We start from the raw sequence: 12,635 nt of genomic DNA, 5'->3' as shown, positions 1-12,635 counted from the left end.
GCCGTTCATTATTTGACGTTGCGCTGGTAGATGGCGTACATGCCCTTGAACATGAGCTCGGGGTCATAGATGTCGATTAGATCGGTGTCGTTGATGAAGATGCTGCCGAGTCCGCCTGTGGATACCACGGTGAACTCCTCGTCGATCTCGTCATGGAACTGCCGAATCGTGCGCTCGATGCCGCCGAGGAAGTTGTAATACAGCCCGGCCTGCATGGCGGTTTTGGTGTCGGTGGCCAGAATGGAGTCCGGCCGGGTGATCTCGACTTCGGGCAGCTGCGCGGTCTCGCCCCACAGCGCTGCGGCGGCGGTGCGGATGCCCGGGGCGATGAACCCGGAAACGATAGTGCCTTTGGCATTGACGTAATTGAAGGTCGTGGCGGTGCCGAAATCGGCGACCAGCACTGGGCCGCCGTAGCTGAAATATGCCCCGGCGCAGTCGGCCAGGCAGTCCGCGCCCAGCGATTTGGGGTCGTCGAGCCGGATGCCGATGCCCGATTTGAGGCCCGGCCCCACGATCATCGGGTCGATGCGCAGGAACTTGATAATGCTTGAACGGAAGGAATGCATGACCTTGGGCACCACCGAAGCGATGATGACATCGTCCACATCATCGGGTTCCAGACCGCTCAACGTCAGGAACTGCCTGAGCATCAGGCCGTATTCGTCCGAGGTATGGCTCACCTTGGTGGCCATGCGGTAGGTGCCGATGACCTCCTGCCCGCGCAGGAAGCCGAGCACAATGTTGGTGTTGCCGATGTCAACCGCGATAAGCATGGGGCCTCCAGACCGGTGATATTGCTTGCGACGTGCCGTCATATGCCGTGAACAGTTGCGGCTAGTTGTGACTAGTTGCGACCAACTGCTACGTGCTGTGACAAGCTATGAGCCTATTCGACTTCCCATCATAGGACTATGCTAGGCCTATGCGGACGACCCATGCGGGCGGCCAGCGTAGAACTGAAAACATAACGACACCGAGTCATATTCGAGGCAATGATGACAGAGCAGAACGGTGCGTACGGCGATGCCGACGCAACCAAGAGCAACACAGACAATACCGCCAGCACGGCCAATGAGGCCGGCATTGGCGTAGGCGGTATCAATGCAACCAATGCAGGAACCGATGCCGAGCTGAACGCCAGCATCAAGCCGCGCAAGCCGGATCATAGCCAGCGCAGGCCATGGGTATGGATTGCGATTGCGGTCGTAGCGGTGGTGGCAATCGTCGCCGCCATACTCGCATTCAATAACCGGCCGGGCACAACCGCGCCAGCAGCCAGTGCCAAGGATTCGATCACTATCGGCCTCAAACTGGCGCCGACCAATCTTGACATTCGCAATCAGTCTGGGTCCGCGCTCGACCAGATTCTCATCGGCAACGTCTACGAAGGCCTCGTGGCGCGCGACGCGAAGAATCAGGTCGTGCCCGCGCTGGCCAAAAGCTGGGACGTGAGCCAGGACGGTAAGAGCTACACCTTCCACTTGAACACCGGCATGAGCTTCTCCAACGGCGACAAGCTCGACGCCAGCGACGTGGCGTGGTCGATCAACGAACTCATCGCCAAGCAGTATCACGACTCCGAGTCACTGCGCAACTTCCAATCCGTGCGAGCCGTGGACGCCAAAACCGTTGAAATCACGCTGAGTGCGCCATACTCGAGTTTGCTGTGGACGCTCACTGGAAGGCCCGGGCTGGTTTTCGACAAAAACGCGCAGTATGATGCGAAAACCACCGCCGTCGGCTCGGGGCCGTACACGGTGCAGCGCTTTGTGACCAACAATTCGATAGCCTTGAAGGCCAATCCCAAGTACTGGGGGCCGAACAAGGCGAAAATCGAGAATATCTACATACGCTACTTCGCCGACGACAACGCCGCCGTGAATGCGCTCAAGTCCGGGGATGTGCAGGTGCTTGCGCCGATAAGCGACAATCTGGCAGCTCCTTTCCGCAAGGACACGGGCAAGTACACGGTTCAGGCGGGCGACGGCACGGACAAGTTCGTGTTGGCGTTCAACTCCAAGGGCGCGAAGACCTCGGACAGGCGCGTGCGCCAGGCCATACGTTACGCGATCGACCATCAGGCGATCATCGCTTCGCGCGGCGGTGCCGACAAGCCGCTCGGCGGCCCTATCCCCAGCCTCGACCCCGGCTATGAGGACCTGACCGGTTTGTACCCGCATGACGTGGCCAAGGCGAAAAGCCTGCTCGCGCAGGCCGGGTACGGCCCGTCCAAACCGCTGCAGCTGAGCCTGACCTACGCGAACGTCTATGGCACCGAGCTGGGCGACCAGCTGCGCTCGCAGCTCAAAGCCGTCGGCATCGATCTGAAGGTCAACGTCGTCGAATTCTCCACTTGGCTGCAGGATGTCTACACCAACAAGAACTATGATCTGTCGCTGGTCGACCACAACGAAAGCCATGACTTCTACCAGTGGGCTACGCCGGACTACTATTACAACTACGACAGCAAGGACGTGCAGGCGCTGTACGCGAAATCTCTCGCAGCCACGAGCGACAAGGAACGCGACGGGTATCTGGCGCAGGCCGCACGCCAAGTGAGCCAGGACGCGCCGGCCGACTGGCTGTTCAACTACCGCGTCACCACGGCCTGGGCGAAAGGCGTTGAGGGCTTCCCCGTGAACCTGAACCAGACGCTGCTGCCGCTGGCCGGCGTGGTCTACCGGTCGTAACGGCGGCATGCTTGGGTTCGAAGTCATAGGGCGCGGCATATGAGCATGGCATCCATGCGGTTTCTTCTTCGCCGACTGGCATTGTTCGCGGCGGCGCTCGTCGTCATCTCCGTGCTGGTCTTCGTGGCGCTGCGCATTCTTCCCGGCGACGTGGCTTCGGTTATGGCCGGCCATGATTCCCCGCCGGAGCGGGTCGCCGCGCTACGCATGCAGCTCGGACTCGACCGACCGCTGACTCAGCAGTATGTCGACTGGGCTGTGGCGCTGCTGCACGGCAATTTCGGCGTGTCGATGCTCACTGGGCGCACGATTTCCGAGCAGGTCGGCGCGCGGGCATTGGTGACCTTCCCGCTCATTGTCATGGGGTTGATCGTTGCGCTGCTGATTGGGATTCCGCTCGGCTGTGCCTCCTGCCTGGCGAAAAGCGAGCGTGTGCGCGGGCTGTTTCATCTGGTCGCCATCATCGGGGGCTCGATTCCCGCACTGTGGGGCGGACTGCTGCTTATTCTGCTGCTGGGCAAAGGCATCGGGCTGGTTGGGCTGTTTCCCTCTCAGGGTTTTCCGCAGGACGGCTGGACGGCGTTTCCGCAGGCCGTAGCTTCACTGGCGCTTCCGGCGCTGGCGGTCGGGATTATCGTCGGCGCCGGTCTGATGCGTTATACGCGCGCGGCGCTGGAAGAGCTGATGACAAGCAGCACCATCGATATGGCGATGGCCTGCGGCATGACCCGCACACGGGCCATGCTCACCGTGGGGCTGCGGCTGGCGATGCCGCAGCTCGTGTCCGTGATCGGGCTGACCTTCGCCGAGATGATAACCGGCGTGATGGTCATCGAGAATCTCTTCGATCTGCCTGGCCTTGGCGAAGGACTGATAACCGACGTGGGCAACCGTGATCTGATTGCCGTGCAGGGCGAGTTGTTCATGCTCGCCGCATTCTTCCTGACCATCGGGCTGGCGGTTGATCTGCTACACCGCGCGCTCGATCCGAGGCTTAACGATTCGGGAGGGCGGGAGCTATGACCAAAGGCTTCGGCTATTACAGGGCAGGTGGGAAACGAGACGATTGCGAAAGGGGGCGGCTATGACTGTGCTGAAATCCATCTGGGCGCATGCGCAGGGCCGCTACGCGCTGATCGTGCTCGGTTCTTGGGTGCTGATTGCGTTCGTATCGCTGCTGTGGACGCCGCATTCGCTCTGGGCTACCGACGGCTATCACGTCTGGGCCGCGCCTTCGGCGGATCATTGGCTCGGCACTGACGGCACAGGGGCCGATGTATTCAGCTGGCTGATGGCCGGCTCGCGCACGAATCTGCTGATTGTCGTGCTGACCATCGGTGTCTCCGCCGTGATCGGGCTGCTGCTCATAGCCGCTATGGTATCGAGCGCCGCAATGCTGTCGGGCGTGACAGTGGTCGCCGTGGACGCGCTGATTTCGATTCCCACCGTGTTGATTGCCCTGATTCTGGCGGTTCCCATGGGCGCATCCATCGCCGTCATCGTCATCGCCTGTGGACTGGGATATGGGCTCAACCTTGCCAGAGTCGCGCGTCCTCAGGCCTTGCTCGCGGCGCGTTCCGACTACGCGGAGGCGGCCCGGGCCGCTGGCGTTTCGCCGTTGCGCGTGCTCGTGAGCCATATCGTGCCCAATGCCTTGCCCGCCATGTCCGTGCAGCTTTCGCTGTCCGCCGGCACTGCGGTGCTGGCGGAATCGGGGCTGACCTATCTGGGCATCGGCGTGCCCTCGGGCGTGCCGAGCTGGGGGCATTCCTTGGCGACTTCGGTCAAATTCATCAATGTGTACCCGCTCACCGTGCTCTGGCCGGGATTGATCGTCACCTGCGTGGTCGTGGCGCTGAATCTGTTCGGCGACGCGCTACGTGAAGCTGCCGACCCGGTGGCGAATCCACTCTTGAGACAGACGCGGGTGAGACAAGTGCAGCTGCGGAGGGCGGAGCCGGTGGAAGCGGCGGCGGTGCAGCCGCAATCGGAGCAGGTGGTTTCGCAGCCGCCGCAGCCTAACCAGGTGCGCCCATGAGCGTGAATATCCAAGGACTTTCGATTGCAATCGGCGGCGTACCGATCGTCAGCGACGTGAACCTCCATATCGGCGACCGCAGCCGCGTTGGTCTGATAGGCGCTTCCGGTTCGGGCAAATCGATGATCGCGCGGGCGATGATGGGCCTGCTGCCGCCGACCGCAACATGTTCCGGCTCGATTCGCTACGAAGGCGAGGAAATTATCGGCATGGGCGAACGCGGGCTTGCCGATCTGCGCGGCCGCTATGTCTCGATGGTGTTCCAGAATCCCGGCAGCGCACTCAATCCAGTGCTGACTGTTATGCAGCAGGTGATGCTGCCGCTGACCTTGCATTTTGAGCTTTCGGCAGCGCAGCGCAAGGCGCGTGCGATTGCGATGCTCGCCAAAGTGGGGCTTGATGCATCGGTCGGCAGCCGGTTCCCGCATCAGCTTTCCGGCGGGCAGCAGCAGCGCGTCGGCATCGCCACTGCGCTGGTGGGTGCGCCGAAACTCATACTCGCCGACGAGCCGACCACTGCACTGGATTCCATCACCCAACGCCAGATCGTACGGCTGCTCGTGTCGCTGGTCGACGAAGCTGGTGCCTCGATGCTGTTCATCACGCATGACTTTTCGGTGCTCGCGCACGCCACCGACGGCTGCTACGTGCTCGAATCGGGCCGCATCATCGAATCCGGTTCGACGCGCGCTCTGCTCGAACAGCCGCACACACCGCAGGCCCGGCAGCTCGTGCATGCCGCCCGAGAGCTGACATTGCACACTGCTTCGGGTGAAGCGACAGCGTCGAGCCATGAGGAGGAGCGCCGATGAACGCGAATATCGATTCTGGGTTTTCGGCTGATGCGATGTCCTCGGAGGGAATCGCTACTGGTGACGCTGTCGGCAGCGCTGCCCGCAGTGATGTTGCCATGATTCGCGCTGAGCATGTCAACAAGCACTTCGGGCGTGATGCTGCAGGTCGTCAGGCTCTCTCCGATGTGTCGTTGCAGATTCGCCAGGGCGAATCCGTGGCGATTATCGGCGGATCGGGATCCGGCAAATCGACGCTTATCAGGATTCTGCTGGGATTGGAAAATGCCGATTCAGGAGCGGTGGAGTATCGCGGGCAGCCGGTTCGCGGCAAGCGCTCGCCCGGCTGGCGGCTGCTGCGCCGCGAGTCCGGCCTCGTGCTGCAGAATCCTTTCACCTCGCTCGACCCGCGCTGGACTGTTGCGCGTTCAATCGCCGAACCGCTGCGCAGCGCCGGGGTACGCGGCCGTGCTGACGTAACGACCGCAGTCGGGTCGGCGCTGCGGCAGGTAGGCTTGGAGCCTGACCTTTTCATGCCGCGCTATCCGATCGACCTTTCCGGCGGCCAAGCGCAGCGCATCGCCATCGCCCGCGCCATTGTGGCTGGCCCGTCGCTGCTGGTAGCCGACGAGCCGATGAGCGCCATCGATGTGGCCGCTCGATTGCAAATTCTTGAGTCCTTCAAAGCACTGCGCCGCGCACGCCCGAGTATGGCGTTGATTATGGTGTCCCATGACCTCGGTGTGGTGCGTCGCATCGCCGAGCGTATCATCGTGCTGCACGAGGGCGTGGTGGTCGAGTCTGGCCCGACCACCGCCATCCTCGAACGCCCGCAGCATGACTACACCAAACGCCTCATCGACGCCGCCTCGCTGTAAGTGTTTCAATGCAACAAGATGCCAATAAGGCGCTTTCTTACTCCGACCTGCTCACCCCAGTGTGTTGTGATGACTTTCTGAGGTATGAGTTGACATTCATTAGGCCTATTTTGAATACAACATCTCGTTCAGGGTGTTTCAAGTGTGTGCCGTATGCCCGCGATTGGCGGAATTTCAAGGGGCGAGGGAAGCAATGACGGAGTTATACTTTCGCATCGGCCTAATGAACGAAAAAAAGACCTAATGAATGGTCTGAACGGTATTGCAACGGTCGCCGATGTGACTGCTCCCGAACAAGTCGGTGATCATATCCGTTCAATTGTATCTGGTGCATTGAGATATCGTTCGTTAGGTCTTTTTTTCGTTCATTAGGTGCTTTGCAAAATAGGCATCGAATATGGTTTATGCTGTTTGGCGGTATTACACCATTCTGACGCCCAGTATGAAAACGGGGGAAGAACATATGACAGCATATTCTCTCAAATGGGCCTAATGAAATTTCCGAGTGCCCTGCAGCACAGGTTGCAGAGCACCTCTCCATAATCAGCCGGGAACCAAAATCCCTAGAATCAGATCTCAGTTCGCGACGTTGAAGGACTCGCCTGTGAAGTACGCGGCAATCGACTGCGTGACCTGCTTGGTGAGGCTCTCATATGCCGCCTCGGCGCGCCACGCGACGTGCGGGGTGAGCACCACATTCGGCAGTGCGCGCAGCGGGTCGTCGTCTGGCAGCGGCTCGACGTCGAAAACGTCCAGCCCTGCGCTGATGTCACCGCGCTGCAGACGACTCGTCAATGCGCCCGGCTCGATGACTTCGGCCCGTGCCGTGTTGACGAATATGGTTCCGGGCTGCAAATGATCCAGTTGTTCTGGCGTGATCACTCCGGCGGTGTCCGGCAGCAGCGGCAGATGCAAGCTGACGATGTCGGCGCGTTCGAAGAGCTCGCCCATATCGTCTACAGGCGTGGCTTCCAGATCATGCACGGCCTGAGCGTCGAGATGCGAATTCCAGACAAGAATGTGCATGCCGAATCCGCGCGCGATGCGGGCCACATGCTGCCCGATGCCGCCGAAGCCGACCAGTGCGATGGTCTTGTTCTCAAGCGAGATGCCGTCCTCGCCACGCCAGCCGCCGATGTGCATCGCAGCATCCATCCGCCCGGTGCGCCGCGCCAGCTCCATGATGAGGGCCACGGCATGCTCCGCCACCGCGCCGTTGCCGTAATGCACGACATTGCACACCCGGATGCCGCGCTCGCGGGTCGCGATGAGATTGATGTAGCTGGCGACGCCGGTGCCGCCGAACGCGAAGCACTCGACGTGGTCGCTGACGCGGTCCAGCATCGCATCGCTCACATGGAAGCCGATGACGATGACGGCCTGCGCGCCGTCCATGCGCTCGACCAGCGTGTCTTCGTCCAACGTGGGCTCGGTGTAGATGCGCACGCGCGCGATGTCGTGCAGGAGGTCCAGCGTGCTGGTGAACGGCTCCACCATGGAATCGACGATATTGGGGACCGAAAGAAGCGGCAGATCGGTGCGCTCCGGCTGTGTTTCGATGATGCTCATGTCAATACCCTAAGCGATGCCCTGCACGAGCGGTGCATGCTCCCACTCTCTTTTCGCGTTCCAGTGAATTGCGGAGTGTTCCGAGATACCCTGTGCAGTGGCGATCCTTGTAGTATTGTCACGCAAACCGACTGTTTTGCGTGACAACACTACGAGAAGCGGACGAGTCCAGTACGACCACGAATGCTTGGCGAGTAAGATGGGCAGTTATGTACCACGAGGACGCGTTGATGGGGGATAGGGCCTCGCAGGCTTTCGTGCGTGGCGTCATGATCGATTGGACGCAGATCGGGGCGGATTCTTGAGTTTGACGAACATGGCTTGCAGCCCTGCGATTGGGAGGATGCCGACAGCTACCGCGTGACCGAGCTGTTCATAAACCGACGCGAGACCCTGTTGCGCAGGTTGTTTGAGTGAGTCAGGAAAGTGATCTCGTCTATTCGGCGCTGTCTGTCCGTTTCACCATCGAGAGGATGATGTCGGCGGTATCCTCGATTACGATTTCCCTGTCGTAATCCACCTCGGGCAGCTGTGGCCACGACAGCTCATTCTGCACGGCGTCGACCAGCATGCTCGCCAGCATCGACTGCTCTCTGGGATGCCGCAGGACATAGCCGTGGGCTTTGAGCTTGTCGAGAATCGCTTCCGTGAGCACGGCGATGGTGGAATCGAGGAACGCCCCGATCTCGGCGTCGCTGTATTTGAGCGACATGAGATCGTCATGATATTTTCTGCTGTACTGGTCGTGTGCATCTACAAGGATGCCCAGGATATCGCGCACGGTCTGCCGCAGATCGTTGGTGGTTTCCAGCTGATGCAGTTTTTCGGTGAAGTCGGCGAGCCGCTCATCGCGGAACTGCTGCATGCATATGAGCAGAATGTCGCGCTTGTCGTGGAAGTAGGCGTACACCGTCCCTGTCGAGATGCCTGCGTGCTTTGCGATCTGAGGTATGGTGACGGGGAAGTAGCCGGATTGCGCGAAGGCGGTGCGCGCGGCCTCGACGATGCGGTGCTTCTTCTCGATCGAGCGTTTCTGCACGGGAACGCGGATCTTGGTGTGCGGCATCGCAAAAACCTCCCTGTGTTGGCGTAGCTCGAAGCGCTTATCTTTTCTATCTAGGGCAATATCGTACCCGCAGCTCAGCCAATCACAATTATATGAAATACGTTTCATATTCACTTTACAAACAGTAAAACCATCGCTAATATACAAATATGAATTCGATTTCATATATGGAAGTATATGAAACTGCGCAAACGCGGCTGCATGCCGCACGCCTCTACAAGGGGAGCATGATGACGAGTAAGAACAGCGCTGAAAGCAGGTCGATAGTCGACACGATGCCGTTAAACGCGATGTCGTTAGGTGCATCGGCTTCGGAAACGGCGTCAATCAGCGCAGAACGTCACGCCGCCAACGAAGAAGCGGGTACGGCGGCCAGCACAGGCGGCCGAATGCGGCGTGTCTTCGGTTTCATTGCGATTTGTCTGGCGATGTTCGTGGTGATGCTTGACACCACCATCACCAACATTGCGCTGCCTGACATCATGGATTCTTTCCGCTCGAAGCTGAACGACGCGAGCTGGATCAGCACGGTGTATGTGCTCGGCGTCAGCGTGCTCATCATCCCTATGGCCCGAATCGCGGACCAGTTCGGGCGCAAGAAAGTGCTGACCGTCGGATTCGTCCTCTTCGGCGCAGGCTCGGCATTATGCGGCGCTGCAGGCTCGCTGCCGTTCCTTATCGCGATGCGGGCGCTGCAAAGCGTTGGCGGGGCGATCGTGCTACCGCTGGCTGTGCCGATGGGACTGGCCATGTTCGGCATGAAGCGCATGCAGGCGATCTCCGGCGTGGTTGGCGCGACGACTGCCGTGGCCGCTGCGGGCGGCCCGGCGATCGGCGGACTACTGATTCAGTGGTTTGGCTGGCGCAGCATCTTCTACGTGAATGTGCCGTTGGTCGTGCTCGCTGTCATATTGTGTGCGATGTGCGTAGATGAATCCTACGATGACACCGCCTCGAAGCGCGTCGATGTGTTCGGCATGGCGTTTCTGGCCGCGACCCTGTTCCTGCTCACCTTCGCCCTGCTCAAGGGCAAGGACTACGGCTGGGGGTCGGCTGCCATCATCGGCATGTTCATTGGCTCGGCTATTTGCTTGGCTGCGTTCATCGTCACTGAGCTGCATGTCTCGGCCCCGATGATGGAATTCTCGCTGTTCCGTGAGCTCACGTTCACCGCCTCCACCATCTCGTATTTCATCGGCGGATTCGCGGTAGTGTGCCCGGCGCTGATTCTGAACTTCTTCCTGCAGAACGTGCTCGGCTACACGGTGCTGCACGCTGCGCTTATCACCATGTGGACGTCTGCCACTGTGATTATCGCCATGCCGCTGGGCAATGTGATCGCCAGCAAGATCGGCGACGCGCGGGTGATCAACCTGCTCGGCCTGCTGCTGCTCAGCCTTGGCTGCTTCCTCATGGCGCGAATCGGCGTGGATACGTCGAAGTCGGTCATGATTGCGGATATGGTTGTGTTCGGCTTCGGGCTTGGTCTTTCCGCCCAGTCGATTATCACCGCCGTCAAGCACCTTCCCATCGAGAAAAGTGGCATGGCCTCCGGCATCGTCAACTCGATGCGGCAGATCGGCACCTGCCTCGGCATCGCGATCTTGGTCACCCTGCTCGATGCGAATATCACCACCGCGCGCAGCACTATCGAAAGCACGGCCTTGCAGACGGTGTCGCAATCCAGTCTTGCGCCATCGGTCAAAAGCGTGGCGTCGAAGGATATCCGCACGCTGTTGGTGAGTGGTGTGGACTCCGGCTCCGGCTCTGGCGGTGGTGCGAACGCGGCCTCATCAACCGACAAGCTCAAACGAGACCTGACCGGCAGCATCAATGCGCTGCAACCCACGCCGACCCCGGAGGATGCTCCACTGCGTACGTTGTATCACGGCTCCCAAACCATCGGGTCATCGGCGTCAAAACTCGCCAGCGGGCAGGGCAAGCTCGCCGCAGGGTCGTCAACATTGGCGAATGGGATATCCGGACTTGCAACCGGCTCGGCAACGTTGTCGGGCAAACTCAATCAGGCGGCCGACGGCTCGGCCAAACTCTACAGCGGCATTGACGCATATGCGGCAGGCGTGGCCAGTGCGGCGTCGGGGGCGACGACGCTGAACGCGAAGTCCGGCGAAGCGTTGAATTCGCTGGCAGCAGGCGCTTCCACGCTGGACGCCGGTGCGCAGCAGTTGTTGGCGCAGATGAATTCTGAACTGGGGTCGAACAACACGACGAATGGCACCATTCGAGACGGAGCCGATGCTCTGGCCTCCGGAGCATCCCAGCTCTCGCAGCACATGGCTGAATACACGAACACTTCGGCGGCGATATACTACGCCATGATCAGCACCAACCCGAACTCCGCGCAGTTGCTCAAGACGTACACGGCCCAGCTCGCCGCCTTGCAAACCTCGTGTGCGAAAGCCGCGACCAAAGCTGTGGCGAGCAACTGCGAGCAGCAGATTCCTATGTTGTCAAATCTTGTCGCGCTGTACACGGCTGGCACCAGCAGCAGCGTCACGAATGAGTCCGATTTCGTCAAAGTTTTGCAATCGCAAGCATCAGCTTCCGGCCAGAGCAACATCGTCGCCGCTGGCAGCTCGCTCAACGCAGCCACGGATGAGCTGTCCAACGGAGCCGCCAGCCTATCGAGCCAATTCCAGCCCGATGGCAAGTTCTCCCAAGGAATCGCGGCACTCGCGCAGGGAGCTCAAACCCTCGACGCTGGCGCAGCCCAGACTCGCGATCAGTTGCACGGCGGCATCAGCCAGCTTTCCAATGGTCTCGATAAACTCAACCAGTCTGGAAGTGCACTGCAATCGGCGTCATCGTCGCTTTCCGTAGGACTCAACACGCTCGCACAAGGTTCCAGCACGCTCGGGGCCGGTCTAGCATCCGCGCAGCAAGGCAGCGCCTCGCTCGCCGAGGGAAGCAAAACCGCCGCGCAGGGCGGCCAAGCCCTTGCCGAGGGCGCTGGCAAGCTGACCAATGGCATCAGCAAAATCGACCAAGGCAAAACCCTGAGCGCCGTGTTCGATTCCATCAGCGACACCAAAAACAACGAGATCTCACACGCTTTCGGCAAGGTATTCACGGTAGCTGGCATCGTCCTAGGCCTGACCAGTATCATCGGCATCTTCACCGATCGCAAGGCGGCAGCGTCGCCCGAGTTGGCTGGCGCGGCATCGGTCAGCACATCAAATTGAGGTACCTAAGCCAGAATTTAGAAAAAACTGCCACTGGTGCCGGGTCGTGGCAAAGGTTGCGCTGGCCCTATATGCAGAGCAGACAAAATAAAATGTATTTTTTAACTTGTGACGTTTTTCAACATAAATAAAATACATTTTATTTATGTTGAAGTATGGGCTGTTTTCTCTGCAGACGGTACGCGACAATTATCCGAAAACGCTGATCACGCTTGATGATGAGAGGCCTTCCTTCCATGAAGGCATACGACAGGTGTATGCCTTGGATTGGCTGCTGAGTCAGGGCACTGGGGAATCTCAGTAGAATCTAGGCGACACGCGGGAGCGCGGGGCTGTGCTATGGTATGAGGCATGAGTTACCTCTTATGTTGTTGTTGTCTCTGACCGACGCCACTGA

At 59.8% G+C, this 12,635-nt stretch carries 9 protein-coding genes; 6 read left to right on the top strand and 3 right to left on the bottom strand.

Annotated elements, in window-relative coordinates:
- Positions 1-8: 8 nt before the first annotated feature.
- Positions 9-776: a type III pantothenate kinase gene (locus LKK40_RS01200; protein ID WP_304308508.1), complete on the bottom strand. Its 768-nt coding sequence runs from the start codon at positions 774-776 to the stop codon at positions 9-11.
- Positions 777-998: 222 nt separating this feature from the next.
- Here LKK40_RS01200 and LKK40_RS01195 point away from each other — a divergent pair, with 222 nt between their 5' ends.
- The 5 genes from LKK40_RS01195 to LKK40_RS01175 all read left to right on the top strand — a co-directional run bounded on the left by LKK40_RS01195 (position 999) and on the right by LKK40_RS01175 (position 6,400).
- Positions 999-2,693 (top strand): ABC transporter substrate-binding protein, encoded by a 1,695-nt coding sequence (locus LKK40_RS01195; RefSeq protein ID WP_304308933.1) that lies wholly within the window; start codon positions 999-1,001, stop codon positions 2,691-2,693.
- A gap of 54 nt (positions 2,694-2,747) precedes the next feature.
- A complete protein-coding gene (locus LKK40_RS01190) occupies positions 2,748-3,716 on the top strand; it encodes an ABC transporter permease (protein ID WP_304308932.1) in 969 nt (322 codons plus the stop codon).
- A 61-nt stretch (positions 3,717-3,777) separates the two neighbouring features.
- Entirely contained in the window at positions 3,778-4,731 is a 954-nt protein-coding gene (locus LKK40_RS01185; protein ID WP_304308506.1) for an ABC transporter permease, read from the top strand.
- Positions 4,728-5,543, top strand: a complete 816-nt coding sequence (locus tag LKK40_RS01180) for an ABC transporter ATP-binding protein (RefSeq protein WP_304308504.1) — start codon at positions 4,728-4,730, stop codon at positions 5,541-5,543. Before LKK40_RS01185 ends, LKK40_RS01180 begins: the two co-directional genes overlap by 4 nt.
- A gap of 98 nt (positions 5,544-5,641) precedes the next feature.
- Positions 5,642-6,400, top strand: coding sequence for an ABC transporter ATP-binding protein (locus LKK40_RS01175; RefSeq protein WP_304308930.1), 759 nt, complete (start codon positions 5,642-5,644; stop codon positions 6,398-6,400).
- 576 nt (positions 6,401-6,976) lie between these two features.
- On the opposite strand, the gene LKK40_RS01170 is transcribed toward LKK40_RS01175, so the two are convergent.
- Both LKK40_RS01170 and LKK40_RS01165 read right to left on the bottom strand, forming a co-directional pair.
- A complete protein-coding gene (locus LKK40_RS01170) occupies positions 6,977-7,969 on the bottom strand; it encodes a D-2-hydroxyacid dehydrogenase family protein (RefSeq protein ID WP_304308502.1) in 993 nt (330 codons plus the stop codon).
- A gap of 436 nt (positions 7,970-8,405) precedes the next feature.
- Positions 8,406-9,035, bottom strand: coding sequence for a TetR/AcrR family transcriptional regulator (locus tag LKK40_RS01165; protein ID WP_304308500.1), 630 nt, complete (start codon positions 9,033-9,035; stop codon positions 8,406-8,408).
- Between the two features lie 227 nt (positions 9,036-9,262).
- Between LKK40_RS01165 and LKK40_RS01160 the strand changes: the two genes are divergently transcribed.
- On the top strand, positions 9,263-12,238 hold the full coding sequence (locus LKK40_RS01160) for a DHA2 family efflux MFS transporter permease subunit (protein WP_304308498.1): 2,976 nt from the start codon (positions 9,263-9,265) through the stop codon (positions 12,236-12,238).
- The last annotated feature ends 397 nt before the right edge of the window (positions 12,239-12,635 follow it).

The organism is Bifidobacterium tibiigranuli (genome assembly GCF_022655035.1).
Taxonomy (GTDB): Bacteria; Actinomycetota; Actinomycetes; order Actinomycetales; family Bifidobacteriaceae; genus Bifidobacterium; species Bifidobacterium tibiigranuli_A.
This window is presented reverse-complemented; position numbering and strand designations above follow the sequence as displayed.